The sequence below is a fragment of the Halomonas sp. NPDC076908 genome (assembly GCF_050269715.1).
Lineage (GTDB): Bacteria > Pseudomonadota > Gammaproteobacteria > Pseudomonadales > Halomonadaceae > Vreelandella.
Window position 1 is genome coordinate 15,361 of the sequence record NZ_JBNNIW010000030.1, and the last position, 25,234, is coordinate 40,594.

The 25,234-nt window shown below is 51.1% G+C and carries 21 protein-coding genes and 1 other RNA gene; 11 read left to right on the forward strand and 11 right to left on the reverse strand.

The annotated features are described in order from the left end of the window. The first annotated feature begins 94 nt into the window (after positions 1 to 94). The 3 genes from ACQKE4_RS15600 to ACQKE4_RS15610 all read left to right on the forward strand — a co-directional run bounded on the left by ACQKE4_RS15600 (position 95) and on the right by ACQKE4_RS15610 (position 1,367). Positions 95 to 403, forward strand: coding sequence for a cell division protein ZapA (locus ACQKE4_RS15600; RefSeq protein WP_290836988.1), 309 nt, complete (start codon positions 95 to 97; stop codon positions 401 to 403). A 77-nt stretch (positions 404 to 480) separates the two neighbouring features. Further along, positions 481 to 663: non-coding RNA, 6S RNA (ssrS, locus tag ACQKE4_RS15605), on the forward strand. Between the two features lie 62 nt (positions 664 to 725). Further along, complete coding sequence (locus ACQKE4_RS15610) at positions 726 to 1,367, forward strand: 5-formyltetrahydrofolate cyclo-ligase (protein ID WP_427389277.1); 642 nt, start codon at positions 726 to 728, stop codon at positions 1,365 to 1,367. A 495-nt stretch (positions 1,368 to 1,862) separates the two neighbouring features. Here ACQKE4_RS15610 and ilvA read toward each other — a convergent pair whose 3' ends face one another. Further along, complete coding sequence (gene ilvA, locus ACQKE4_RS15615) at positions 1,863 to 3,377, reverse strand: threonine ammonia-lyase, biosynthetic (protein WP_427389278.1); 1,515 nt, start codon at positions 3,375 to 3,377, stop codon at positions 1,863 to 1,865. Positions 3,378 to 3,526: 149 nt separating this feature from the next. Here ilvA and rpiA point away from each other — a divergent pair, with 149 nt between their 5' ends. Then, entirely contained in the window at positions 3,527 to 4,201 is a 675-nt protein-coding gene (gene rpiA / locus ACQKE4_RS15620) for a ribose-5-phosphate isomerase RpiA (protein WP_427389279.1), read from the forward strand. A 10-nt stretch (positions 4,202 to 4,211) separates the two neighbouring features. Here rpiA and waaA read toward each other — a convergent pair whose 3' ends face one another. Genes waaA through ACQKE4_RS15635 form a run of 3 tightly spaced genes read right to left on the reverse strand, consistent with a single transcriptional unit; the run spans position 4,212 to position 8,021 of the window. Beyond that, complete coding sequence (gene waaA / locus ACQKE4_RS15625) at positions 4,212 to 5,504, reverse strand: lipid IV(A) 3-deoxy-D-manno-octulosonic acid transferase (RefSeq protein ID WP_427389280.1); 1,293 nt, start codon at positions 5,502 to 5,504, stop codon at positions 4,212 to 4,214. Next, positions 5,504 to 6,934: a bifunctional D-glycero-beta-D-manno-heptose-7-phosphate kinase/D-glycero-beta-D-manno-heptose 1-phosphate adenylyltransferase HldE gene (gene hldE / locus ACQKE4_RS15630; protein WP_427389281.1), complete on the reverse strand. Its 1,431-nt coding sequence runs from the start codon at positions 6,932 to 6,934 to the stop codon at positions 5,504 to 5,506. The genes waaA and hldE overlap by 1 nt, the downstream gene beginning before the upstream one ends. Then, positions 6,924 to 8,021 carry a glycosyltransferase family 9 protein gene (locus ACQKE4_RS15635; protein WP_427389282.1) on the reverse strand — a complete coding sequence of 366 codons (1,098 nt, stop codon included), beginning with the start codon at positions 8,019 to 8,021 and terminating at the stop codon, positions 6,924 to 6,926. The genes hldE and ACQKE4_RS15635 overlap by 11 nt, the downstream gene beginning before the upstream one ends. On the opposite strand from ACQKE4_RS15635, the gene ACQKE4_RS15640 reads away from it, so the two are divergent. Continuing rightward, positions 8,020 to 8,730, forward strand: coding sequence for a 3-deoxy-D-manno-octulosonic acid kinase (locus ACQKE4_RS15640; RefSeq protein WP_427389283.1), 711 nt, complete (start codon positions 8,020 to 8,022; stop codon positions 8,728 to 8,730). The two genes, ACQKE4_RS15635 and ACQKE4_RS15640, sit on opposite strands and share 2 nt — an antisense overlap. A 28-nt stretch (positions 8,731 to 8,758) precedes the next feature. On the opposite strand, the gene ACQKE4_RS15645 is transcribed toward ACQKE4_RS15640, so the two are convergent. Together ACQKE4_RS15645 and ACQKE4_RS15650 are read right to left on the reverse strand one after the other, a co-directional pair. Then, positions 8,759 to 9,649, reverse strand: coding sequence for a glycosyltransferase family 9 protein (locus ACQKE4_RS15645; protein WP_427389284.1), 891 nt, complete (start codon positions 9,647 to 9,649; stop codon positions 8,759 to 8,761). Next, complete coding sequence (locus ACQKE4_RS15650; protein ID WP_427389285.1) at positions 9,640 to 10,689, reverse strand: glycosyltransferase family 4 protein; 1,050 nt, start codon at positions 10,687 to 10,689, stop codon at positions 9,640 to 9,642. The genes ACQKE4_RS15645 and ACQKE4_RS15650 overlap by 10 nt, the downstream gene beginning before the upstream one ends. On the opposite strand from ACQKE4_RS15650, the gene ACQKE4_RS15655 reads away from it, so the two are divergent. Both ACQKE4_RS15655 and ACQKE4_RS15660 read left to right on the forward strand, forming a co-directional pair. Then, positions 10,675 to 11,520 carry a glycosyltransferase family 2 protein gene (locus ACQKE4_RS15655; RefSeq protein WP_427389286.1) on the forward strand — a complete coding sequence of 282 codons (846 nt, stop codon included), beginning with the start codon at positions 10,675 to 10,677 and terminating at the stop codon, positions 11,518 to 11,520. The genes ACQKE4_RS15650 and ACQKE4_RS15655 overlap by 15 nt on opposite strands. Positions 11,521 to 11,713: 193 nt before the next feature. Then, on the forward strand, positions 11,714 to 13,354 hold the full coding sequence (locus ACQKE4_RS15660) for a sulfatase-like hydrolase/transferase (RefSeq protein ID WP_427389287.1): 1,641 nt from the start codon (positions 11,714 to 11,716) through the stop codon (positions 13,352 to 13,354). A gap of 3 nt (positions 13,355 to 13,357) precedes the next feature. Here the strand turns inward: ACQKE4_RS15660 and waaF are convergent, their stop codons facing one another. Beyond that, on the reverse strand, positions 13,358 to 14,386 hold the full coding sequence (gene waaF, locus ACQKE4_RS15665) for a lipopolysaccharide heptosyltransferase II (protein ID WP_427389288.1): 1,029 nt from the start codon (positions 14,384 to 14,386) through the stop codon (positions 13,358 to 13,360). Continuing rightward, positions 14,379 to 15,335, reverse strand: a complete 957-nt coding sequence (rfaD, locus tag ACQKE4_RS15670) for an ADP-glyceromanno-heptose 6-epimerase (RefSeq protein ID WP_427389289.1) — start codon at positions 15,333 to 15,335, stop codon at positions 14,379 to 14,381. The genes waaF and rfaD overlap by 8 nt, the downstream gene beginning before the upstream one ends. 110 nt (positions 15,336 to 15,445) lie before the next feature. On the opposite strand from rfaD, the gene glyQ reads away from it, so the two are divergent. From glyQ to gmhB, 4 genes are all read left to right on the forward strand, one after another. Further along, a complete protein-coding gene (gene glyQ, locus ACQKE4_RS15675; RefSeq protein ID WP_427389290.1) occupies positions 15,446 to 16,417 on the forward strand; it encodes a glycine--tRNA ligase subunit alpha in 972 nt (323 codons plus the stop codon). Then, complete coding sequence (gene glyS / locus ACQKE4_RS15680; RefSeq protein ID WP_427389291.1) at positions 16,418 to 18,484, forward strand: glycine--tRNA ligase subunit beta; 2,067 nt, start codon at positions 16,418 to 16,420, stop codon at positions 18,482 to 18,484. Between the two features lie 315 nt (positions 18,485 to 18,799). After that, positions 18,800 to 19,597, forward strand: a complete 798-nt coding sequence (locus ACQKE4_RS15685) for a hypothetical protein (RefSeq protein WP_427389292.1) — start codon at positions 18,800 to 18,802, stop codon at positions 19,595 to 19,597. A gap of 9 nt (positions 19,598 to 19,606) precedes the next feature. Further along, complete coding sequence (gene gmhB, locus ACQKE4_RS15690; protein WP_427389293.1) at positions 19,607 to 20,188, forward strand: D-glycero-beta-D-manno-heptose 1,7-bisphosphate 7-phosphatase; 582 nt, start codon at positions 19,607 to 19,609, stop codon at positions 20,186 to 20,188. A 202-nt stretch (positions 20,189 to 20,390) separates the two neighbouring features. Here gmhB and gyrB read toward each other — a convergent pair whose 3' ends face one another. The 3 genes from gyrB to dnaN all read right to left on the reverse strand — a co-directional run bounded on the left by gyrB (position 20,391) and on the right by dnaN (position 25,218). Continuing rightward, a complete protein-coding gene (gyrB, locus tag ACQKE4_RS15695; protein WP_427389294.1) occupies positions 20,391 to 22,811 on the reverse strand; it encodes a DNA topoisomerase (ATP-hydrolyzing) subunit B in 2,421 nt (806 codons plus the stop codon). 76 nt (positions 22,812 to 22,887) lie between these two features. Next, positions 22,888 to 23,991: a DNA replication/repair protein RecF gene (recF, locus tag ACQKE4_RS15700; protein ID WP_427389295.1), complete on the reverse strand. Its 1,104-nt coding sequence runs from the start codon at positions 23,989 to 23,991 to the stop codon at positions 22,888 to 22,890. Between the two features lie 123 nt (positions 23,992 to 24,114). Next, a complete protein-coding gene (gene dnaN, locus ACQKE4_RS15705) occupies positions 24,115 to 25,218 on the reverse strand; it encodes a DNA polymerase III subunit beta (protein WP_427389296.1) in 1,104 nt (367 codons plus the stop codon). Positions 25,219 to 25,234 lie beyond the last annotated feature (16 nt).

Genomic DNA, 25,234 nt, shown 5'->3' on the forward strand with positions numbered 1-25,234 from the left:
ACACAAGCGGCTCTCTTATAGTGAGTAACGTCTATCTTCCTATGTAGTGATGTTAACGCATTGGGCCCCTTGCTGGCCCGTGCTGGAGTCTTTGATGAGTAACGCCAAGCGGCCAACTAAAGAGATAACCCTGTTAGGGCGTGGTTATATCATTGCCTGTGACACGGGCGAAGAAGCCAAACTTGATCGCGCCGCACGCTACCTAGACCGCGCCATGCAAGGTATTAATGCCCAAAGCAGTGTTCTGGGCAGCGAGCGTGTGGCCATCATGGCGGCCCTCAATATTACCCATGAGCTTCTCGAAGCGCTGGACGAACACCGTGCCGGTGAAGCTAATCTCAATCGGCTAAATGATCGACTTGAAAAGGCGCTGGCCAAAACACGCCAATCCTCAGCCCAGTGAACGCTCAGCTTAAGGAAAGCATGGCCAACGTTTAACCCAACACTTTGGCATTAGCGAGCGCTCTGTTAGGATGGCGGAGTTCTCTGGGGTGTACGCCAGTCGTTATAGTCCCTCGAGCCTATGCGCAGTACCCAGGGGGCCAAATGCTAGCCAGGCCCGTGTGCATGTCCGTGCGTCGGAAAGCCTGACGGTCTGGCTGCGGCCACCCACCTGAACCAGTAGGTTCAGGGCCAGAACGGCAGCGGCACTTTGGAGAACACCTAGTTTAGAAAGGGAAACAACCTTTCTAACAGGATTGAGAGATGGAGGAGATAACGTTTCTATGGAAAACCTCCAGCACATCACTAGTCAGCAAGGCAGCCCCCCGCAAACGCTAGACAAGGCTGCACTACGCCGCCTGCTACGTCGTAACCGCCAAGCCCTTTCTGCCCATGAGCAACACCTTGCCGCACAACGTCTCTGCGCTCAGCTTAAAACACTGCCTGAAATCCGCCGTGCACGACGCTTAAGCCTCTACTTGCCAGTCAACGGTGAAATTGATCCGACGCTGCTACTCCCCTGGCTGCATAAGCGTAACGTTAAACTCTATTTACCCGTATTACGGCCATTTAGCGATAATATCTTATGGTTTGTCGCTTACCATGCCGACACGCCGATGGTGAAAAACCGCTTTGGTATTGACGAGCCTGATTTGCGCTTTAGCGCTCAACGACGCAATCGGTTACCGGCCTGGGCATTAGACACGCTGATTGTGCCGCTCGTGGGGTTCGATGCAAAAGCTAATCGGATGGGCATGGGCGGTGGTTTTTATGATCGCAGTCTAGCGTTTATGCACCGTTCAGGCCCAACACCGACCCTAATTGGCGTTGCACACGCCTGCCAACAGGTGGCTTCACTGCCTATTGAGCCCTGGGATATACCATTGCAAGCGGTGGTTAGTGACCAGGGTATTGTTCGCCGCTAATAAAACTATCCTAATAACATCTTCACTAATAAAAGCTTGTCTAATAAAAAGGGCCGATCTTGAAATAAGATCAGCCCATGTCATCTGCTACACACAGCTAATTAAATACTGACTATCACCTTGCGGGTTAATAGCGTGGCTACTGCTTGCGCGTGGAATTAACTCCCCGATAACGCCTGCGCATAACCGGTGGCAAGCACCCCCAACGCAAATACCACCATCAACGCCATTACCATGTCAGGCTTCTTCCGCCGCATTTTGCTTCTCCAACACCTTTAACAGTTGCCAAATATGCTTAAATTCGCCCTTCATCGCTTGATCTAAGAGGGATGACGAATTTCATCAATTTCGGGCACGACTATAGGGCTTTAAGGGCATCAATGACAACTGCTTAACCAACATTTTTTAACCTCATTTTAAACGCTACCGTAACTAAATGTTGCTAGCAGCGCTAGCGTTTAAGGTTAGCAACCACTTACAAACATGGTTGTATGTCTAAGCCATAAATAACCGATAGGCTGGGTTGTCACTCTCGTTCCAATAGCGGTAGCCAATAGCATCCAGGTACTCGGTCACATGAGTACGGTCTTCATTGGGTACCTGCATACCCACCAGAACACGGCCATAGGCAGCGCCATGATTGCGATAGTGAAACAGCGAGATATTCCAATCATGAGGCAGTTGCGTTAAGAAATTCATCAGTGCACCCGGGCGCTCTGGGAACTCAAAGCGATACACTTCCTCCTCAAAGCGCTCGCTAGGGCGCCCGCCGCTGAGGTGGCGAATATGCAGCTTCGCCAGCTCGTTATCCGTTAGGTCTTCCACCTGATAACCACCTTCACGCAACTTGTCGATGACGGCTTGGCGATCTTCACCACCTGGCTTAACCTGGATGCCAACGTAAATATGCGCTTCGTTGCTGTCGGCATAGCGGTAACTGAACTCAGTCACCATGCGTTTACCTAGCGTGCGGCAGAATTTTTTAAAGCTGCCCGGCTTTTCAGCAATAGTAACGGCAAGAATCGCTTCACGCTGTTCGCCAAGCTCCGTACGTTCGGCAATATGCTGCAGGCGATCAAAATTGGTATTGGCGCCGGAGTTAATGCATAACAGCGTCTGGCCTTCGGCTCCGGTTTGCTGAATATATTTCTTCAGCCCCGCCAGTGATAATGCGCCGGAGGTTTCCGCCACCGCGCGGGTATCTTCAAAAATATCCTTTACCGCAGCACACATTTCATCGGTATTAACGGTAATCACACCGTCGATTAAATCCTTCACCAGCGAAAATGGCACCTCGCCAATTTGTGCCACGGCGACGCCTTCTGCAAATACGCCCACTTGATCAAGCACCACCCGCTCTCCCGCCTCAAGCGCGGCTTTAAGGCAGGCGCTGTCTTCGGCTTCGACACCAATAATTTTGATATCCGGACGCAGATATTTCACATACGCCGCCACGCCTGCAATCAAGCCACCCCCGCCTACCGGTATGAAAATGGCGTCCAAGCGACCTGCGTGCTGGCGCAGAATCTCAACACCAATGGTGCCTTGGCCAGCCACCACATCAATATCATCAAACGGCGGGATATAGGTGTAGCCATGCTCCTTGATTAGCTCTTGCGCATGCTCTGCCGCCGCGGCGAAAGCGTCACCTTTAAGAATCACCTTGGCGCCCCGAGCGCGAACGGCCTGCACTTTGATGTCTGGCGTGATACGCGGCATAACAATGACCGCCTTGACGCCCATCAGCTTTGCAGCCATGGCAAGCCCTTGGGCGTGGTTACCCGCGGAGGCGGCAATCACACCTTTGTCTTTTTGCGCTTGGGTAAGCTGGGCCATTTTGTTATAGGCACCGCGAATCTTGAACGAAAATACCGGTTGTAAATCTTCACGCTTAATCAAAATCTGGTTGTTGAAGCGACGCGACAAAAAGGGTGCTGGGGAAATCGGGGTCTCACAAGCGGCTTCGTAAACGCGGGCTTGGAGAATCTTTTTGACGGTTGCTTCTAGCATGCGGGTATCCCAAGGAAAGAACGTGAGCGGAAAAGCGTTTATTGGTAGCAGATTACGACTAGCGGCGTCTAGCCGCGTTTCCATCGGCAGGCAACGTTTAGATCGTTATACTAGCGCGATTCCTCCTCTCCTGACTGATAAGGCTTGTTATGAACCAAGATCAATTAAAGGCCGCCGTGGCGGATGCCGCCATCAAAGAGATTGAACCCCAGCTAGACAAAAAAACCATTCTCGGCATTGGCACCGGCTCAACGGCCAATCTGTTTATTGACCGATTAGGCCCGCTGAGGGATCGATTTAAAGGCGCGGTAGCCAGCTCAGACGCTAGCGCCGAACGCCTTGAGAAGCTTGGCATTGAGGTTTTTGAACTCAACAGCGTTGGGACAGTACCTTTTTATATCGACGGTGCAGACGAAGTAAACGCCAACTTACATATGATAAAAGGCGGTGGTGCGGCGCTTACTAGAGAAAAAATAGTGGCTGCTTGTGCCAAGCGCTTTATCTGTATTGCTGATGGCTCTAAGTACGTATCTCAGTTGGGTAACTTTCCGCTGCCAGTAGAAGTCATCCCCATGGCGCGCTCTTATGTCGCCCGTGAGCTTGTGGCGCTAGGCGCTGAACCGGTTTACCGCCAAGGGGTGGTAACCGACAACGGCAACCAGATTATCGACTGCTTTAATTTTATGATCGAAGATCCCGTCGCCATGGAAGCGCGCATTAACGCCATTGTGGGCGTGGTGACTAACGGACTGTTTGCCGCCCGGGGCGCCGACGTTCTGCTGCTTGGCAAAGCGGAAGGCGTAGAACGCATAACCCGCAAATAATGTGGCTACATTAACGGCTCAATAACTGCCCTAAGCCCACAAAGGTTCGCGCTAACGCGCCTTTGTGGGAATCCACCGCTTCGCGACCTGCTTCGCCTACTTGGTGCGCAAGCGCCGGGTCGGCAAGGTAGCCCGCTAGAGCCTTCGCCAACACTTCGGGGCTTTCGACCAAGGTTAGCGCACCAACGCTTTGCAGCGGCTCAGCCACGTCGGCAAAATTATCAATATAAGGCCCACTGAGTACTGGCCGACCCAGTGCCGCTGGCTCAAGTATATTGTGGCCGCCCAGCGGCACTAGACTGCCCCCTACAAAGGCCACACTGCCTGCTGCATACAACGTGCCCAACTCACCTAACGTATCCCCCAGGTAGACCTGTGTTTGTGCCGTCACAGGCTGCTGTTGGCTGCGGCGGCTAAATTGCCAATCTTTTGTTTCGCAAAGCTTAGCCACCTCATCAAACCGCTGGGGGTGGCGGGGTACCAGCACTAGCAGCGCGTTAGGGTAATGTTTAAGCAGTTGGCGATGCGCATTAAGCAATAGCGCTTCTTCACCTTCACGCGTGGAGCCTGCCACCCACACCGGACGGGAACCCCACTGGAGATGTAAGTGTTCACCCTCTTTAAGGGCCTTATGTTGACTGGGCATTTCAAATTTTAACGAGCCCACAACCGTTGTTTTAGCAGCCGAGCAACCAAGTACATTAAAGCGCTCGGCATCTTCTAACGACTTAGCTCCCAGCCAATTAACATTCGCTAAGGTGCTAGCCATTAAGGGGCGCAATGTTTGGTAACGCTTAAAGGCGCGAGGCGATAAACGCCCATTGACGACAGCCACGGGCACCTGTTGCTGATAGCAGGCGTGGAGTAGATTGGGCCACAGCTCGGTTTCGAACATGATGGCAAGGTCAGGTTGAACAGTGCGTACAAAGCGCTTGGCAGCACCAGGAAAGTCCAGCGGTAAAAAGCGGTGGGCAAGCCTTGCCTGAAAGGTGGCACTCTGCTCGCCAATTAATGTATGGGCCTGCGCGGCTCCTGTGGCGGTCATGGTAGTCAGTAGCAGGCTATGGGTGGGGTAGCGGTCTAACAGCCCTTCTATTAGCGGTCGAGCGGCGCGTAGCTCACCTACCGAGGCACAGTGCAGCCATATGCGCGGCGCGGAAGGTAGCGTACCAAGGCGCATTCCAAGCCGCTGCAGGCGTGAGTAAGTAAGTACTTGCTCACGCCAAATCCTCCAGGCTATCAGTGGTGATAGCGCATAGAGCGCCGCTGAATAGACAAACCTTGGCCAACCAGAAACAGCCATTAACGCTCGCGATCTAAAATGGAGTTAATCATCGCGGAGGTCGAGACGCCATCTTCAAAGCCCAACACTTTAACCTCGCCGCCATTAGCCATCACCGCCGCTCCACCGGCAATATCCTCCGGGCGGTAGTCGCCCCCTTTGACCAGAATATCGGGCAGCACAGCCTCAATTAATGCTTGAGGAGTATCCTCACTAAACGGCACTACCCAATCTACGGCGCCTAGCCCGGCCAGTACCTGCATACGTCGACTGAGCGGATTAATCGGACGCTTAGGCCCTTTTAGGCGGCCAATGGAAGCGTCATCGTTAACCGCAACCACTAAGCGGTCGCCCAAGCGCTTGGCTTGCTCTAAGTAGGCAACATGTCCCGCATGCAGAATATCGAAGCAGCCGTTGGTCATGACCACTTGCTCACCACGCAGTTGAGCCGCACGTACTGCTTCAACCAGCACCGTAGGCTCAATCACGCCAAATTCGGCCAATTTATCGCCATGCAGGGCGGTATACAGCTCTGCAATCGACAGTGTGGCCGTGCCCGGCTTGGCGACAACTAGCCCTGCCCCCAGGTTTGCCAACATCATCGCTTCAGGAAACTCGTGACCCGCCGCCAACGCCAATCCCATCAAGCCGATGACAGTATCGCCAGCCCCAGTCACATCGAAGACTTCCTGGGCACGAGTAGGTAAATGCAGCGGTGATTGACCTTCACGGATCAGCGTCATGCCTTTTTCACTGCGCGTAATCAGTAGTGCTTCCAGCTCAAGCTCGGCACGCAGCGCTTCGCCCCGGCGGGATAGTTCAGCATCGGTGGCACAATGCCCAACCACCGCTTCAAACTCGACAAGATTGGGAGTAATTAAACTTGCCCCGCGATATTTGCTGAAATCCTGCCCTTTGGGGTCAATCAGTACACGCTTGCCATGCGCACGCGCGTTGGCTATTAGGTTTTCTACTTGGTTCAGCGTGCCTTTACCGTAGTCAGAAAGAATGACCACATCGCACTGAGGCAGCGCCTGTTCTACCTGGGCTAACAGCGCCGTTGTATCAACGCTGTCCAAGCGCTGCTCGAAATCCAAACGCAGCAGCTGCTGATTGCGACTCATCACACGGAGCTTCGTGATCGTTGGGATATCGGCACTTCGCTGAAAGTAAGTGCTTACCCCTGAAGCTGCCAAGCTGGCTTCAAGTAGATTAGCGTTATCATCCTCCCCCACTACGCCTGCCAGCACTGCATGGCCGCCCAAGGAGGTAATATTCAACGCCACATTCGCCGCCCCACCTGGTCGGTCTTCGGCATCTTCCACGCGCACCACCGGCACGGGTGCCTCTGGCGAAATACGTGAGGTTCCACCATGCCAATAGCGGTCTAGCATCACATCCCCCACCACAAGTACGCGGGCATGTTCTAAAGCGGTTAAATCAATTTTCATGGGGGCTTCCTGCGCTGGTGGTTAGTGCGGTGTGTGCCAACAGTGCATCCAGCTTAGCAATAACATCGTCTGCTTTAATGAGCATCATGGCATCAGGATGGCGCACTCGCTGCCCCCAGTTAACGTCTTCAACCGACTTATGCAGATAAGTGCGGACAGCTTCTGGATAAGCGTTAACCGCAAACTCTCGCCAACAATAGGGGGCGGCTCGCTGTGGGTTAGTAGAGGCATAGAGACCCAGTGCGGGGGTACCCATGGCATTAGCCATATGAATAGGCCCCGTATCAGGCGCGATAACGACGCGCGCTTGATCAATCAGCGCCAGCACGCCTTTCAAGGATGTGCCACCAATGGCGTTAGTGATGCTGCCTGACTGGCAAAGCGCCTCAATTTGGTCGCCAATTTCACGCTCTTGTGCGGTCCCACCACCCGTTAACACACTTTTAAGACCGTGCTGAACCCAAGCATGTTCAATAACGCTGGCGTAGCCCTCAACCGACCAGTTGCGAAAATTACGCAGCCGCACGTTGCTGCAGGGGTTAATAACAAGGTACGGCGACTCCCCGCTGATCACCCGCGCTTCATTTCGTGCCGTCTCTGTTACGGGTAAATTCCACTCTAAGCGATCATCTTTTACCCCCAGCACTCGTGCAAAATCCATGAAAGATTCAAGCACATGGGCATTCGAGTGCGGTGCTATCTGATGCTGGGTGAACCAATGTTGGGCGTCTTTGGCGCGCGCTTTGTCGTAACCTACCCGCACGTTTGCTTTTAAACCGAGCGACAGTAAGCTTGCGCGAATTGCCTGCTGCATATGCAGCAACACATCAAAACGTGTACCGGCAAGCTGGCGCCACAGCGCACGCATACCCGCAATCCCGGTGGACTTGTCGTAAACAACAAACTCGACCCCGGAAAGCCCGGCCAGTAGACTGTGCTCCCCCTTACCGATAATCCAGGTAATGCGCGCGTCGGGCCATTGGCGCTGCAACGCCCGCACCGTGGGCACGAGATTGCACACATCTCCTAAGGCGGAGAGGCGCAAAATGGCAATGTGGTTGGGCTGAACAGGCAGAGAGGGCTTCATGCGCTTAGCGGCACTCCGGCAGAGAAATAGTCTGATTTTACATGATGCAGACAGTTTATGTGACGCGCCCGGCACACACCAAATTCATCCTGACCTATTCACTGCCGATTATTGGCGTGAGCGTGGCTTAATTGTAGGTGAAGCCCCTGGCCGAGGTAGCAGCCTTTTTTTACAGGCAACGCCTACCGAGCAGTGGGTGCTAAGGCCCTATCGTCGTGGCGGCCTAATCGCGAAAATGAGTGAAAAACGCTACGTATGGACGGGGGTTGAGCGTACCCGGGCATTCCGTGAATTGCGCTTAACCGCCACGCTTTTTGAGCAGGGGTTACCCGTGCCCAAACCGGTTGCCTGCCGTGTGGTACGTTTCGGGCTGACCTACGAAGCCGCACTAATAACGGTTAGAGTCCCTGGCGCCACAGCACTGGCTGAACGGGTGGTTAACCACGCTGCAGATGATGCGTTATTGCAACGAGTAGGCGCAATGATTAAACGTTTCCATGATGCAGGCTTAGATCATGTTGACCTGAATGCGCGTAATATTTTAATCGCCCCCAGTGGTGAGCCCTGGCTAATCGATCTAGATCGTTGTCGGCTGCGTCAACCCGGCAACAAGTGGCAGAATAAAAATTTAGCTCGCCTAGAGCGATCACTGATTAAATTCAAGTCACAAGATCAATATCTCTCAATACTGCGGGGCTATACTCATTAGTATATCCCGTTAACATTGCTGCATATAGTCAATGGTTATCTATAACGGCTATGGCTTTTTTCATCACCTTATCAACAGTGATTGTAGTGACGCCTGTGGGGGAAGCTAAATAGGCGCTATTTTCCCTTTTCAGAAACCACTCAGGAAGAAATTCTTTAAATATAACAACCTGATTAACCCCTAAAACATGTGCAACGTGAGAAGGTCCACAATCGTTACTGATAAATACTTTACAGCTAGCAACTAAACTAAACAAAAGCTTTAAATCAGGGCTATGAAATACTTTAAATCCTTTACTTTCAAGAAACTCCTGCTCTTTTATCTCCTGTGGCCCTGTGATAAAACAGACCTTAGTCTCCCCGTTTTCGACAAACTGATTCGCTAATGATATGTATTTTTCGAGAGGCCATTTTTTTTCTTCTCCACCGGCGCCAGGCACTAATAAAATACTATCCTCAACATCATCATGAATGACGTTCTCTTTTAGATAGGGCACGGCTGACAAGGAGCTGTTTTCATTCAGCAACTTCAAGAAAAGGCTAGCTCTATAAATAGCGAGATCCAGGGTAGCACTCTCATTATAGAGCGCGCCCATCTTTCTAAACCCAATGCGGCGTGGAATCTTTAAAAGCAGCATTTGCATAGCGACGCCAATGCTTGAGGGCCTTAAATTAAAGCCAACATCAAACCTGTATTTCTTAAGCGATAAAAGCTGCTCTTTTCCTTCGACGACTTCCAAGGTATCTAAAAAACCAGCATCAGCTAAAAGCTTGGCGCTATTATTTTTTGACACGCCGACTAACGTAGCATTGGGATGCTGCTGCCGGAGCATCACTAGAAAAGGTATATGAACCAGTTGGGCGCCGAAGTAGGGCCTATTGTGCAAGAAAACGACAATGCATTGATTTTCTAACGACATGTTTGTTTTTCAACCATATCAACATAAAGAGCCATATATCTATTAGCCATCATATCTTTACTATAAAAACTGAGTGAGGATCGTGCCTGATTAACAACACTAGCCCTCAAACTAACATTATCCTTCAGCTCTAAAATCCAGTGTTCTATCTCACTGTCGCTATCAACAGCTATAAGAAAGCCGTTTTCACCATGTTTTATAATATCCGGAATACCGCCTACATTACTTGCTATGATAGGTACACCAGCCTGCATTACATCTAATAAAACAGAGCCTAGTCCTTCATTTCTTGAAGGGAATGCAAAAATATCCAACCCTGGCAAATAGTCATTTATGTTGTCTTTAAACCCTGCCCATATAATATTGCTGATACTCGCACTCTCTTTTTTTAAAACCGCCTCATCTTCTCCCCGTCCGAAAAATACAAAAAGACACGTTGGGCACTTATGCTCTAGGCGCTTTGCCGCCTCGATGAGCACGCGCTGCCCCTTGTGGCGGTCTACAAGCGCCCCAACGTGGCCGACAATCGTTTTACCGGCATATTGCTTTCTAAATTCAGCGGCTATCTCTGGGTTTACCTGAGAACCAGAATAGGCGCTAGGTATAATAGGGATAGTAGAGGTGGTGAAGCTTTTGAGCTGCTCAGCAATAGCGTTTGAAATCGCCACACAGTAACAGGCATTCCGATAAAAAACCGTATTGCTCCATTTACGCTTAATCGGCGTATCAACTCGCCGGGTGATGATATAGGGCGTGCGATAAAGCCTTTGATGCAGCCATGCCCAGTGAACCGCCTTAGCTTCATGGGCGTGCACACTATCAGCAGTACCTGCCTTCCAGTGACCCTCTAGCTGATGCCTAGCGTTAATAAACACGACCCCAGGGGTGTCAGCTAGCTCCCTGCGTAGCGGCGATGAAGGTTGGCAGACCAACGTTTGTCGAGTGCCGCCACCAAGTCCTGCTATTGCTTGTATTAGCAGGACTGTTTGACGCTCCCCACCGCGAAAGCCTTTGGCCAGATTGACATGAATAATGTGCAAAAGCGCCTCACTGGGGATATTGTGGCTATAAAAGCCGATATACTAACATCCGATGCCCATTTTCTGACAGGACAGACATACATGCCCGCTGGTGTTAGCGTTGTTATCATTACCCGAAATGCGGCCTCAACGCTACGGCGTACCCTGGATGCCGTTCAATGCTTCAATGACGTTGTGGTTTATGATAACGGCTCAAGGGATGACACCACACGTATTGCCTCAAGTTATCCAAATGTCTCGCTTCATGAAGGTGAGTTTCTTGGTTTCGGCCCAACAAAGCGTTTTGCCGTCTCCTTAGCTAAACATGACTGGATATTATCGCTTGATGCAGATGAAGCGCCCTCCCAGCCTCTGATTGACTCGATCTCAACCTGGGTCCCTCACGCATCCGCCAACGACCTTGGGGAAATACGCCGCGAAAACTGGATGATGGGTCGTCCTGTACGCCACTCCGGGTGGGGCAACGACTGGCTCATTCGTCTGTTTAATCGCCGCAGCCATAACTTCAACGAAGCGATGGTTCACGAGTCGATAGCCCTCACCAGCGCTAGTCGCCCACAGCGCTTAACGGGCACGATCGAACATGCTGCTGTGACGGATTTATCGCAGTTTCTTGAAAAAGTTAATCGCTATTCAAGCCTACGGGCTGATTCCGGGAAGCTTAAGACTTATCCCGTTCCGGTCATTTTCCTAAAAGCGATATTCGCTTTTCTGCGTACTTATTTATTCCAGAACGGCTGGCTCGATGGCTGGAGAGGATTGGTAATTGCTGTATCAAATGCCAATGGTGTATTTTGGAAATATATGAAAAAACATTTAAATACTGACTGATAATTTGAAGCGTTTATTTCGCTTAAACACGTGCGATAATTTTCAATTTAGGCGTAAAGACAAATAATATATCGAAACAAAAAAACATTAATTGCTCTTAATACTGTTTTTTTGATAAAAAATATAGTTTGCAGTTAATGATAAGCCACACTCAAAAATTATTGACTGATTCGTTAAATGAAATAGGTTATATATGCATCCTCATGCTATTCAAAAAATAGCGATAATGATTATAGGTCTCTGCCTGGGTTATGCGGTCACCGTTCTGACGCGCCTGCCTTGGTGGACGCTATTTTTTGTTGCCTCGGTGTGGATTGGGCTGGGGCTTAAGCTACGCTGGGGCCAACCCCTTAACGCCCGATACCGTAAAGTGTGGCCTTGGTCGCTCGTACCGCTCAGCATCTGGGGCATCTACGTCTACTTGGCGGACAGTTTCGGAATTGTCGATCTCGGCGCGGTATTCTTCCATTTACAGGCAGGTATGGCCGACCATGGTGGTGCGGGCAAAATGTTTGTTGCCGTCCTTTACACCGTGGTCATGATCGGTGTGCTGGCATCGGTTACTTGGCTTTCACGACATGATCAACGCTGGCGGCTAGCCGAACGTTTTTTTGCACTTATTTTACTGGCGACCAATCCGCTGCTTTTTGGCCTTGGTCAGCGCAGTGCGGCGATTGTTACCGATGATGGAGCCTGGCTGGACCGGCGCTATATGGCGCCCCCTACAGACGAGCTCAAAGATGCCCCTAACTTATTAGTCATGTACTTAGAGAGTATTGAGCGTACCTACTCCCACGATCTGTTCGAAGATGCTTATGCAGACCTGGAAGCGCTTGGTGAACGAGGCGTCGTTTTTGAAGGCGTTCGCCAGATGGATAATACCGGATGGACCATGGCAGGCATGATTGCTAGCCAGTGCGGTGTACCATTAATGCCCGCGGGTTTGCTCCATGACAGCCAGTTTGAGCCGCTTTCTGCCGTCGTGCCTGGGGTAGATTGCCTGGGTGATATATTAGCCGCGCAAGGCTATCGGCTGAGCTACTTAGGCGGTGCCAGTACACAGTTTGCCGGTAAGGGACTTTTTTACCGCGGTCATCATTTCAATACCGTTAAAGGGCGTGAGGATCTAGAACCCCAACTAGACGACCCTGAATACGTGAACAGCTGGGGCCTGTATGACGATACGCTTTACGATATAACGGCAGCAGAAATACGCCGCTTAGACCGGGAGGATGATGGCCCCTGGGGAGTGGTAAATCTTTCTCTCGCTGGCCACGCACCAAGTGGTTTTCCCTCCCAAACGTGTTTAGATCGGCAGGGTGAGTTCGATGGTCAGGACATTCTCTACTCAGTGGAATGCTCTGCGTGGCTTGCCCGTGACTTGATTGAGCGTCTTGAGAGCGAGGGTCTGCTCGACAATACATTAGTGGTCGTGCTGAGTGATCATTTGACGATGCGCGTTTCGGTGTGGGACCAATTGACTGCATTAGACCGTGACAACACCCTTATTATGTTGGGCGAGGGCCTGACACCGCAGCGCATTCGCCGTGATGCCAGCATGCTGGATGTTTTCCCTACCTTATTGGATGCGCTGGGTTTTGACTTAGAAGAAAATCGTGCTGGACTTGGCGCGTCATTACTCAGCGACAAACCTACTCTGGTCGAGGTGCATGGCATCAATGTGCTCAATGAACGCTTAAGGGAAGAGACGGCCCTTCAGCACCGCTTGTGGGACGGAATCTCCCCACAACGTCGCGATGAAGAAGAGCACGTTCAAGAGCAGATTTATGAGACCCCGGCTGATCGGGCCAATGAAGTAGAGCTTATGCGCTAACGGTCACGTTTCGCGCTTAACATTCGCGCGAAGCGACTGATAAACCTGGTCAACGCTTAAATGATTGAGGCAGTTAGTGTGTCCCAGCGGACAGGTGCGTTGGAAACAGGGCGAGCACGACAGTGCCAAGTAGTGAATAACTGCATTATCAGTCAGCGGTGGCGTATAGGCGGGTGACGACGAGCCATATAAGGCATGGATGCGCACGCCGACGGCAGCGGCGACATGCATTAAACCGGAGTCATTAGTCACCACCTGGCGGCAATCTGCCAGCAGATCAACCGCATCGGCTAGCTGGGTTTTACCGCACAAGTTATGCGCATGTGACAGCCCTTGCACAATACGCTCGCCGTCTGCGTGATCTTTTGGCCCGCCTAACACCCGCACCTCAAAGCCATCGAGCACTAGCCGTTTTGCTAACCCGTGAAAATATTCGACTGGCCACTGCTTGGCAGGCCCATACTCGGCGCCAGGCATCAGCCCAATCGCAGGTCGCGATGACAGCGAGTGCGTTAAGCGCAAATTAACCAGATTATCGCGGTCAATTTGCAGCCGCGGCTTGGGCAGTTCGAAATTGCCGCTAGTGGCTTCTTTTAACGGCAAACCCAGCGACACAAAACGTTTTACCGTTTGATCAAGCACCTTCTTATCAAGCTTGCGGCGCTCTTTAAGTAGGCCGTAGCGGTGTTCCCCTAAAAAGCCAACACGCTCGGGAATACGCGCCATGAACGGCACTAGGGCCGCCTTCCAAGAGCGAGGCAGCACAATAGCGCGATCGAACCGCCCCCGCAGGCGGCTAGCGAGTTCACGGCGGCTAGCCAAGCCAAACTCGCCATGACCTACCGCCAGTGGCAACACTTCATCCACTTCAGGCATCCGCTCAAGAATAGGCTGTGACCATGCGGGCGCCACCACGCCTATGGTGGCGCCGGGCTGACGGGCTTTTAAGGTCATGAACAGACTCTGTGCCATAACCATATCGCCCACCCATGAAGGGCCAATCACCAGCAGCCGTGGGGCTGAGTTAGCCATTCAACCACTCCAAGTAAGCGCTAACCCCTTGCGCTACGGTTTTAAACTCAATGTCGCAGCCGCTTGCGCGTAGGTTACTAATGTCGGCACGGGTATAGCTTTGATAGCGCCCTTTTAGCTCTTCCGGGAAAGCAATGTAATCAATCTCACCTTTAGCGTAGAAATCGATCACCGCTTCGCCAATGGCTTTGAATGGCTCTGCGCGGCCAGTGCCCAGATTGAAAATTCCTGACTGATCAGGATGATCCAAAAACCAAAGATTCACATCCACCACATCGCCGACATACACAAAGTCGCGGCTCTGCATACCTGCTTCATAGCCGCCGTAGGCTCCAAACAACTTTAAGGTTTCGCCGTTACGGATTTGCAGATGGTTGTGATACGCCACACTAGCCATCTTGCCTTTGTGCTGCTCCCGCGGGCCGTAAACATTGAAATAGCGAAAACCAACGACTTGGGTGGTTAACTCGCTCCAACGCGAACGCACGTGCTGATCAAACAGTAGCTTCGAATACCCGTACACGTTTAACGGCTTTTCACACTCGGGCACTTCTTTAAACACTTCGCTGCCGCCATAAGTGGCCGCTGAAGAGGCGTATAAAAACGCAATACCCTGCTGCTCACAGTAATTCAGCAGTACCTTGGAGTACTCGAAGTTATTTTCCATCATATAGTGGCCGTCCCACTCGGTGGTATCCGAGCAGGCGCCTTCATGGAAAATGGCTTCAATCTTAGGCAGGTCAACGCTTTCGCCCCGCAGGGCAGCTTTTACCCTGGCAAGAAAATCATCTTTATCCAGATAATCCGCTAACGTGCAGTCGGCTAAGTTAACGAATTTAGTGCCATCGCGCAGGTCATCAACGACCATTACGTCATTTCGACCACGGACATTAAGCGCTTTGACGATGTTGGCGCCGATAAAACCGGCACCGCCTGTTACAACGATCATCTCGTTCTCCTTACCAAAAGCGGCTCAGTTGGCATACGTGCCTATAACCCATCTGCCTAGGATTGTATACTTGACGCCTAATGAATTCATGGCCAACGGTGCTTTCCGCGATGAGTGTCTCGACAAACCAATCGACACCCGATGTGTCGACCTTTCAGGGCTTGATCCTGGCTCTGCAACAGTACTGGGCAGAACAGGGCTGTGTCATCCTTCAGCCACTAGATATGGAAGTCGGTGCGGGCACCTTCCACCCGGCAACGTTTCTGCGGGCCATTGGCCCCGAAACCTGGAACGCTGCCTATGTACAGCCTTCCCGCCGTCCTACTGATGGCCGCTATGGCGAGAACCCAAACCGTCTTCAGCACTACTACCAGTTTCAGGTAGTGATGAAGCCATCACCGAGTAACCTGCAAGATCTTTATCTAGGCTCCCTTAAGCGCCTGGGTCTTGATCCGCTGGTTCACGATGTGCGCTTTGTTGAAGATAACTGGGAATCCCCCACCCTTGGCGCCTGGGGCCTGGGCTGGGAAATCTGGCTAAACGGTATGGAAGTTACCCAGTTTACCTATTTCCAGCAGGCCGGGGGCATTGAATGTTACCCCGTGACCGGCGAGCTGACCTACGGCCTTGAGCGCATCGCGATGTACTTGCAAAACGTCGATAGTGTTTATGACCTTATCTGGGCAATAGCGCCCGATGGCAGCAAGGTCACCTATGGCGACGTGTACCTGCAAAATGAACGTGAACAGTCGGCCTACAATTTCGAGCACGCCGATGTCGATCAGCTATTTAGCGCTTTCGATCATCAAGAGAAAGAGTGCGGAAAGCTGCTAGCAGCAAGCCTGCCACTGCCTGCCTATGAGCAGGTTCTCAAGGCATCTCACACGTTTAACTTGTTAGACGCCCGCCACGCTATTTCGGTCACCGAGCGGCAGCGCTTTATTCTCCGCGTTCGCACGATGGCCCGTGATGTCGCCACCGCCTACTTTGAGTCACGTAAGGCCGAAGGTTTCCCTATGGCGCCAGAAACACTTCGCCGTGAACTGTTACAAGAGCTACCTGCCGAACAGGGAGACGCATAAATGGCTGTTAATACGCTTTTATTAGAGCTTGGTGCTGAAGAGCTTCCGCCCACAGCCCTGGATGCACTATCCGATGCTTTCGCTGCTGGTATCCAAAAAGGGCTGCAAGAAACGGATGTTCCTTTTAGCAGCGTGACCGCTTTTGCAACACCACGTCGTTTAGCGGTACAGGTGGCAGAGCTTGCCGACAAACAGCCTGATCGTGAAGTGGAGCGCCGGGGACCAGCACTGGCTGCCGCTTTTAAAGATGGCGTTGCAACCAAGGCAGCGGAAGGTTTTGCCCGCTCCTGCGGTGTCAGCGTAGATGAGCTGATTCACCTGGAAACCGATAAAGGCACTTGGCTGGCGTTCCGTGAACAACAGCAAGGCGAATCCATTCAAGCGCTCCTGCCAGAGATCCTGCATAAGGCGGTTAGCACTCTGCCCGTGCCTAAAAATATGCGCTGGGGTGCTTCACGAGTGGAGTTCTCGCGGCCCGTTCATTGGCTTGTCGCACTCTACGGTAGCGAAGTAGTCGCTGCCGAAGCGCTGGGCTTACAGGCTAGCCGTACCACGTTTGGCCACCGCTTCCACGCTCCAGATGCCATCCAGCTAGCCCATGCCGATGAGTATGTTGAGAGTTTGGAAAACGCCTATGTATTGGTTGATCGCTTAAAGCGGCGTGAGCGTATTCGCGAGCAGGTGCTCTCAGAAGCCGAGGTCCAAGAAGCCACCGCGGTTATCGATGACGATTTATTAGTAGAAGTTAGCGGTCTGGTGGAATGGCCGGTCGCCCTCACGGGCAGTTTTGACGAGCGCTTCTTAGCGGTACCTGCAGAGTGCTTAATCTCGTCAATGAAGGCTAACCAGAAATATTTTCACCTGCTCGACGACGCTGGCAAGCTGAAACCGTTGTTTATCACCATTGCCAATATCGACAGTGCTGACCCTGAACAGGTGATTTCCGGTAACGAGAAAGTCATTCGCCCACGCCTGGCCGATGCGGCATTTTTCTATGAGACTGACCGTAAGCGCACCCTAGCCTCACGCGTTCCTCAGCTAGAAAGCGTCGTTTTTCAGCAGCAACTAGGCACCTTGGCCGATAAAGCCCGGCGCAGTACCGCTATTGCGACGTTTATCGCTCAACAGATCAACGGTGATGTCGCTCAGGCCCAGCGCGCTGTAGCGCTGGCCAAGTGCGATCTTGTCACCGAGATGGTGCTTGAATTCCCAGAGCTACAAGGGATTATGGGGCGCTACTATGCGGTGCAAGATGGGGAGCCGACAGAGGTTGCCCAGGCAATTGAAGAGCAGTACCTGCCACGCTTTGCTACCGACGTTATCCCGCAAACCTTAACCGGCCAAGCGCTGGCGTTAGCCGATCGCCTGGATACTCTGGTAGGTATTTTTGGCATTGGTCAGCGCCCCACTGGCGCAAAAGACCCCTTCGCTCTGCGTCGTGCTTCGATTGGTGTGCTCAACATTCTGGTGAAAGGCGAGCTTAATCTTGATCTGCGCAAGCTACTCACCGTTGCCGCTGAACAGCATCAAGACCTTCCTAAGGCCGACGGTTTAGTTGATGACGTAATGACCTACATGCTGGACCGCTTCCGCGCCTGGGGCCAGGATGAGGGCATTAGCGCCGAGATGTACCTCGCGGTACGCGCACGCCCCGTTACCAAGCCTCTCGATTTCGCACGACGCTTGCGGGCAGTTAAAGCATTTGCCCAGCGTGATGAAGCCGCGGCGCTGGCTTCAGCGAATAAGCGGGTATCGAATATTTTGGCGAAGCAAGCCCATGATGGAAACATCCAGGTCGATCAAGCGCTACTACAGGAAGAGGCTGAGCTAACGCTATTTAAGGCAATTACGGCCAGCCAACAAAAAGTTGAACCGCTATTTACTGAAGGCAATTATCAGCAGGCGCTGGACGCCTTAGCCACTTTGCGTGAGCCTGTCGATGCCTTCTTTGATCAAGTGATGGTAATGGTCGAAGACCCTGCTATTCAGCGTAATCGATTAGCGCTGCTAGCAAGTCTTCAAGCGCTGTTCCTTGGCATAGCCGATATTTCCTTGCTCCCTCAATAAACAATAATAGGTAGTCAAGAAACCGGCAGCTCATCGCTGCCGTTTTTTTTATTTCACCATTTTTTTTATAGCTGCCATCTTGGCAGCTACTCTTTGGGCCGTCGCGGGGCGACGTTAAAAATCGTTCCTGACGATTTTTTGATAGCTGCCATCCATGGCAGCTACCCAATGGGCCGTCGCTGCGCGACGTTAAAAATCGTTCCTGACGATTTTTTTGTTTCACGTGAAACATCAATGTAAAATTAATGAAACCTTTATTAAAATGGCTCCGTCTTAGGAAAAGGCGGTGATATATGCTTCCTCTAAGGAGTGGTTATGTACGATACCTTCCTTTTTGATACCCTCCACCGTCAGCAAGCGTCGATGGAACCCCATATCATCAATGGCCAAAAAGTGTGGCTAAAAAAAGCCGCTAAACGTAACTCTCGGTTTGCCTATTTACCACTCACTTTATTAGCCCGATGGTTGGGAATTGATGCGCTCAAGCCGGTGCCAAATTTAGGAGGGGAACATAGCATTGCTAAGGAGGCAGCGAGAATTAAAGCGCTTTCAGAGGCAGGAATAGCGGTTCCTCTTATATTAGCCGAGACATCTGAAGGTTTGCTACTTGCAGATGCAGGTAATCAGGACCAACCGTCTGAAACGCTGCTGCATAAATTACTTTCTGTACACAGCGCAGAGGAGATAGATCATTTCTTATTGATGGGTACTCAGGCGCTGAATGACGTTCACGCTCGGCAGTGCTATTTAAGTGAAGCTTTCGCGCGTAATATTCTGGTCAATAAAGAGGGTGTCGTCTTTATCGATTTTGAAACGGACCCAGGTGAGGTTCATGAGCTAACCAATTGTATGGTACGAGACTGGCACTGCTTTATATTTTCACTGTATGGCAAACTCAGTAAACGCCAGCTCCACCGAGAGCGCCTAGCACCTGCGCTGCTCAACGGCTTACGCCAAGCGCAGCCCGCCGTTCGAGAACGCTTTCTCTCCACATTACCGCGCCTTAAACGTTTAAAGCGATTCCCCTTTCAGCTGTTTGGCAGTGATGGCAAAAAAATTGCTATCACGCTTCAGGCGCTGTCAGTGTTGGATAATCAGTTACGCAAAAAATAGAGCCATTGAATGCCCCCCATTTCAAATTCCCATGAAGCAGCGCTGGCCCCAGATAAACTCGTCATACTAGATCGTGATGGTGTCATCAATCACGACTCAGACGCTTACATTAAATCGTTAGAAGAGTGGATACCCTACCCTGCCGCTATCAGCGCCATCGCGAGGCTAACCCACTCAGGTTATACCGTCGCAGTTGCGACTAACCAATCAGGTATTAGCCGGGGCTATTATGATGTGGCAACCCTTAACACCATGCATGAGCGCTTAGTCGCGCTTGTTGAAGCGCAGGGCGGACATATTGCCCATATTGCTTACTGCCCCCATGGACCGGAAGATCATTGTGATTGCCGTAAACCACTGCCAGGGCTACTGCTAGAAATTAAGCAACAGTTGGGCATCAATACCCTGGAAGGCAGCTGGATGGTGGGCGACAGTTTACGCGACCTTCAGGCGGGCGAAGCGATGGGCTGCAGTACAGTACTCGTCAGGACGGGGAAAGGTGCGAAAACTGAGATGAAAAGCATTGGCCTTGAAAAGTCACGTATTTTTAATGATTTGGCGGAATTCACTGATTGGTTATGCAGCAGGTGATTAATTAGCTGTTTCGTATAGCTACTGTTTCGTATAGCTACTGTTTCGTGTAGCTGCTACAGGTAACGAATAACCGTTTTAAAATAAAAGAAGCGCCGCTATCTTAGCCCTAGCGGCGCTTCTTTTTACTGAAAGTTTTTTAAAGAAATTAATGCTTAATCGAAGAGTGTTTCACGTGAAACACTCTTAAAACATTAGATTCTTAAACGTCCAGATTAGCTACCAGAGCATTGGTCTCAATGAACTCGCGACGAGGCTCAACATCATCCCCCATCAGCGTGTTAAACATCATATCCGCACCCACTGCATCTTCGATGGTAACTCTCAGCATGCGCCGTGTTTCAGGATCCATCGTAGTATCCCATAGCTGGTCTGGGTTCATTTCGCCTAGACCCTTATAACGCTGGAAGGATAGACCACGCTGGCCTTCCTGCATTAGCCATACCAACACTTCTGAAAAATGCTCCACAGGCTTTTGACGTTCTCCACGGGCGATGTAGGCGCCCTCTTCCAGGAAGCCATTTAAGGTTTCACCTAATTCAGCGATTCCCCGATAGTCAGTGCTTTCAAAGAAGTCGAGACCCCATACATATTCAGTCGTCACGCCATGGGCGATTAATGACACCGTGGGTAAGAATAAAGCCCGCTCAGTATCTTCCTGAAGATGGAAGTGGTAGCGCGGCCCACCTTCATACGCCACCATGTCGTCCATGGTCTTCTGCAGCTCATCAATCCAGTTCTGCATGGTGACGCGATCTTTAAGACTCGCCTCTCCTTTTAATGCAGAGGTATGGATAATTTGCTTAAGTACTTCATTAGGATAAACTCGCGACAAGCGATCAATACGTTTCATCACATTGCGGTACTGATTTACCAACGCTTCCAGCGGAGCCCCTGAAATACCGGGCGCATTCGCATTAACATGCAGGCCTGCGCCATCAAGAGCCGTGGTGGTTAAGTAATCAACCATTGCCTGCTCATCTTTAAGATAGAGCTCTTGCTTACCACGCTTGATTTTATAAAGCGGGGGCTGGGCGATAAAGATATGCCCACGCTCAATAAGCTCCGGCATTTGGCGGAAGAAGAACGTTAATAGCAGAGTGCGAATATGCGAACCATCCACGTCCGCATCCGTCATGATAATAACGGAGTGGTAGCGAAGCTTATCGGGATTGAACTCTTCGCGGCCAATGCCACAGCCCAGCGCGGTAATCAACGTACCTACTTCAGCTGAAGAAAGCATCTTATCGAAGCGTGCCTTCTCAACGTTCAAAATTTTACCTTTGAGTGGCAAAATAGCCTGAGTGCGGCGATCGCGCCCCTGCTTGGCGCTACCACCGGCTGAATCACCCTCTACCAAGTAAAGCTCAGAACGGCTAGGGTCTTTTTCTTGGCAATCGGCTAATTTTCCGGGTAAACCGGCAATATCTAATGCACCTTTACGGCGTGTCATATCGCGGGCTTTACGGGCCGCTTCACGAGCCCGGGCAGCATCAAGCATCTTATTAACGATAGCTTTGGCTTCATTCGGTTTTTCAATGAGATATTCTGAAAACAGACGACTCATTTCCTGCTCAACTGCCGTTTTCACTTCACTAGAAACAAGCTTGTCTTTAGTTTGTGATGAGAACTTTGGATCAGGCACTTTTACAGAAATAATTGCAGTCAAGCCTTCACGGGCATCATCACCCGTCGTATTAACCTTGGCTTTTTTAAGCAGATTTTCCGCTTCAATATAGTTGTTCAACGTACGAGTAAGACCCGCTCGGAAGCCCGCTAAGTGCGCACCACCATCCCGTTGAGGAATATTATTGGTATAGCAGAAAATGTTTTCCGTGAAGGCCTCGCTCCACTGCATGGCCACTTCAACTTCAACGCCATCATCTCGCTCAGCATTAAAGTGGAAAACCGGGTTAATCACGCTTTTATTGGTGTTCAGGTGATCAACAAAAGCTTTTAAACCGCCCTCGTAATGGAACAGCTCCTCTTTACCGCTACGCTCATCCAGCAGGCGAATGGCTACGCCAGAGTTCAAAAAGGAGAGTTCGCGTAAACGCTTCGCTAGAATATCGAAATGAAATTCAATATTCCCAAAGGTTTCAGGAGAGGGGCGGAAATGTACCTTGGTTCCACTCTTTTCTGTTTTACCCACTACACTGAGCGGCGCTTGAGGCACACCGTGGCGATACATTTGTTCAAACACTTCACCCTGGCGCCAGATGGTTAAGCGTAACTCTGCCGAGAGGGCGTTAACAACGGAAACACCAACGCCGTGTAGGCCGCCGGAAACCTTATAAGAGTTGTCATCAAATTTACCGCCCGCGTGTAGTACGGTCATGATGACTTCAGCTGCTGAAACACCTTCGCCTTCGTGCAGTTCAGTAGGGACGCCACGACCGTTATCACTAACAGTCACCGACTCATCCGGGTGAATGACAACACGAATTTCGCTGCAGTGCCCTGCCAAGGCCTCGTCGATGGAATTATCCACCAACTCGAAGACCATGTGGTGCAGCCCGGTACCGTCGTCGGTGTCACCAATATACATACCTGGACGCTTACGTACCGCGTCCAATCCCTTGAGCACCTTGATGCTTGATGAATCGTAAGCCTGCTCGCTCATTGACCACTCCGTCGTGAAGTCTGTCTCGTTCCGTATCGCCTACCTTTGCATTAGCTGCCACTCTGACTGGCTTGCACTAACTGACCTGCACTAATTGACTTAGCCCCTGATCACTATGTTTCACGTGAAACATTTTTACAGAGGTATTAGTGCGCCAAGTGCTACTTAATGCAGAAGATTCGACGCTGGTAATAAATGCTTGGCACTGCATATCTTCAAGCAATTGGCAAAACTGGTGACGATTTTGCTCGTCAAGTTCTGCAGGTAAATCGTCGATAAGATAAATACAGTGACGCTGTGCTGTTCTTTCCAGAAACCGCCCCTGGGCAAGCTTCAAAGCGCTGACCACTAATTTTTGCTGGCCTCTGGAAAGCACTTCTACAGCAGGCTGCTTATTGACTCTTATGCGTAAATCGGCGCGCTGCGGCCCTTGCTGAGTAAACCCCATCTGCTGGTCCGTCGCACGACTATCGTGTAGCACGGACGACAATGAGCGCTGTTTATCCCAGCCACGAGCATAGTGCAAAGAGAGTTCTGATGAAGGCAGCAGCACCTTCAATGTTTCCTCAAATACAGGGAGAAACTCACTAAACCACGCGCGTCGCAATGTATCCATTTGCTCGCCCCAACTAGCAAGCTCTTGCTCCCACACTGCCATTTCCTGAGGTTGTATTCTACCACGCCTAAGAAGCGCATTCCGATGTTTCAACGCGCGTCGGGTTCGCTTCCATATTCCCAAAAAGTCATGTTTCACGTGAAACACTCCCCAATCGAGAAATTCACGGCGCCCTGCTGGCGAACCTTCAAGCAATCGAAAGGCGTCAGGGTTAATCAACTGTAATGGCATCGCTTCGACGAGCTGTGCCAACCGAGTATTTTTATCACCTTTAAGACGCAGCTCTAGCTCTCTCTGGGCGCGTAGGCGACGGACCCCAAGGGTAACCTCCGGCTCGCCCGCCAATCGCCCATATAGGGTCATATAGGGCTGGTCGGATTGAATCGCATTCTTCAATTGTCGGGTACGAAACGAACGCCCCATACCAAGAATATGTATTCCTTCCAATAGACTAGTTTTACCACTGCTATTCGAGCCGCTAATAATATTAATACGTGAGGATGGGGACATCTCAATCGGCTGTAAATTGCGCAGCCCATTAAAATTAAGCAGTGTCAGGCTCATGGCATCATCACCACTTAAAGATCATCGAAAAAAGAAGGCACTGAACCCAACGAGGAAGCGGCGCTTCTGAGATCAGAAGCGCCGCTAAAAAATTAGCTTGCCTATAGTGCAAACGTAAGCCGCTTACAAGCGCATCGGCATGACAACATACAGAGCGTCGCCACCACCTGGCTCTTCAAGCAGTGCGCTGCTATTCGGATCAGCTAGGGTAATTTGCACCCGCTCCTCATTTAACACCGTCAATACATCTACAAGGTAGCCAACATTAAAACCAACCTCCATCGCCCCACCGTTATACTCAATGGCGATGTTCTCCTCAGCTTCTTCCTGCTCCGGGTTATTTGCCATTACCTTTAAGTTATTTTCCTCAAGATAGAGGCGTACACCGCGGTATTTTTCATTAGACAAGATCGCCGTGCGAGAAAGTACTTGGCGCAGCTCTGCACGCTCAGCAATCAACACTTTATCGCCGTTGCGCGGCACTACACGTTCATAATCAGGAAATTTGCCGTCAATTAGCTTTGAGGTAAAGGTGAAGTCGCCGGTATGCGCGCGTACATGGCTTGAACCCAGCGTGAGGCTCACCGGTTCATCGCTATCATCTAGCAAGCGTGAAAGCTCTAAAATGCCTTTACGCGGTACGATCAGCTTTTGAGACTGGCTAACGGAAACCTCAACCGGACGCGAACACATGGCTAAACGGTGGCCATCAGTTGCTACCGTACGCAGCAAATTGCTTTGAATTTCCAGCAGCATGCCATTGAGGTAATAACGTACATCCTGCTGGGCCATAGCAAATGAAGTGGCTTCAATCAGGTGCTTTAAGGTGCCACGGGGCACGCTAATTTCCTGACTACCGTCCGCATCTTCGATATTGGGAAATTCAGCAACTGGCAGTGTCGACAGTGTAAAACGCGAGCGGCCACTACGCAGTACGGCGCGTCCCTCTTCAACAGCTAGTTGAATATCTGACTGATCAGGCAGCGATTTACAAATATCCATCAGCTTACGAGCAGGAACGGTAGCTGACCCTTCCTGATCAACTTGGCTAGCCACAGTACGACCAATAAGCTCCACCTCTAAATCCGTGCCGGTGAGCGACACTTGGTCACCCTCTACTTGAATCAACACGTTAGAAAGTACTGGAAGCGTTTGACGCCTTTCAACAACGCCTGCGACCAGCGTCAGCGGACGTAGCAGCGCCTCTCGGGAAATCGAAAATTTCATCAATACTCCGGTTCTA

Excerpts from the sequence above, each read along its gene's own strand:
- ACQKE4_RS15600 (WP_290836988.1), top strand. The coding sequence starts at position 95 with ATGAGTAACGCCAAGCGGCCAACTAAAGAGATAACCCTGTTAGGGCGT.
- ACQKE4_RS15610 (WP_427389277.1), top strand. The coding sequence starts at position 726 with ATGGAAAACCTCCAGCACATCACTAGTCAGCAAGGCAGCCCCCCGCAA.
- ilvA (WP_427389278.1), bottom strand. The coding sequence starts at position 3,377 with ATGCTAGAAGCAACCGTCAAAAAGATTCTCCAAGCCCGCGTTTACGAA.
- rpiA (WP_427389279.1), top strand. The coding sequence starts at position 3,527 with ATGAACCAAGATCAATTAAAGGCCGCCGTGGCGGATGCCGCCATCAAA.
- waaA (WP_427389280.1), bottom strand. The coding sequence starts at position 5,504 with ATGGCTGTTTCTGGTTGGCCAAGGTTTGTCTATTCAGCGGCGCTCTAT.
- hldE (WP_427389281.1), bottom strand. The coding sequence starts at position 6,934 with ATGAAAATTGATTTAACCGCTTTAGAACATGCCCGCGTACTTGTGGTG.
- ACQKE4_RS15640 (WP_427389283.1), top strand. The coding sequence starts at position 8,020 with ATGCGCTTAGCGGCACTCCGGCAGAGAAATAGTCTGATTTTACATGAT.
- ACQKE4_RS15635 (WP_427389282.1), bottom strand. The coding sequence starts at position 8,021 with ATGAAGCCCTCTCTGCCTGTTCAGCCCAACCACATTGCCATTTTGCGC.
- ACQKE4_RS15645 (WP_427389284.1), bottom strand. The coding sequence starts at position 9,649 with ATGTCGTTAGAAAATCAATGCATTGTCGTTTTCTTGCACAATAGGCCC.
- ACQKE4_RS15655 (WP_427389286.1), top strand. The coding sequence starts at position 10,675 with ATGAATAATGTGCAAAAGCGCCTCACTGGGGATATTGTGGCTATAAAA.
- ACQKE4_RS15660 (WP_427389287.1), top strand. The coding sequence starts at position 11,714 with ATGCATCCTCATGCTATTCAAAAAATAGCGATAATGATTATAGGTCTC.
- waaF (WP_427389288.1), bottom strand. The coding sequence starts at position 14,386 with ATGGCTAACTCAGCCCCACGGCTGCTGGTGATTGGCCCTTCATGGGTG.
- rfaD (WP_427389289.1), bottom strand. The coding sequence starts at position 15,335 with ATGATCGTTGTAACAGGCGGTGCCGGTTTTATCGGCGCCAACATCGTC.
- glyQ (WP_427389290.1), top strand. The coding sequence starts at position 15,446 with ATGAGTGTCTCGACAAACCAATCGACACCCGATGTGTCGACCTTTCAG.
- glyS (WP_427389291.1), top strand. The coding sequence starts at position 16,418 with ATGGCTGTTAATACGCTTTTATTAGAGCTTGGTGCTGAAGAGCTTCCG.
- ACQKE4_RS15685 (WP_427389292.1), top strand. The coding sequence starts at position 18,800 with ATGTACGATACCTTCCTTTTTGATACCCTCCACCGTCAGCAAGCGTCG.
- gmhB (WP_427389293.1), top strand. The coding sequence starts at position 19,607 with ATGCCCCCCATTTCAAATTCCCATGAAGCAGCGCTGGCCCCAGATAAA.
- gyrB (WP_427389294.1), bottom strand. The coding sequence starts at position 22,811 with ATGAGCGAGCAGGCTTACGATTCATCAAGCATCAAGGTGCTCAAGGGA.
- recF (WP_427389295.1), bottom strand. The coding sequence starts at position 23,991 with ATGAGCCTGACACTGCTTAATTTTAATGGGCTGCGCAATTTACAGCCG.
- dnaN (WP_427389296.1), bottom strand. The coding sequence starts at position 25,218 with ATGAAATTTTCGATTTCCCGAGAGGCGCTGCTACGTCCGCTGACGCTG.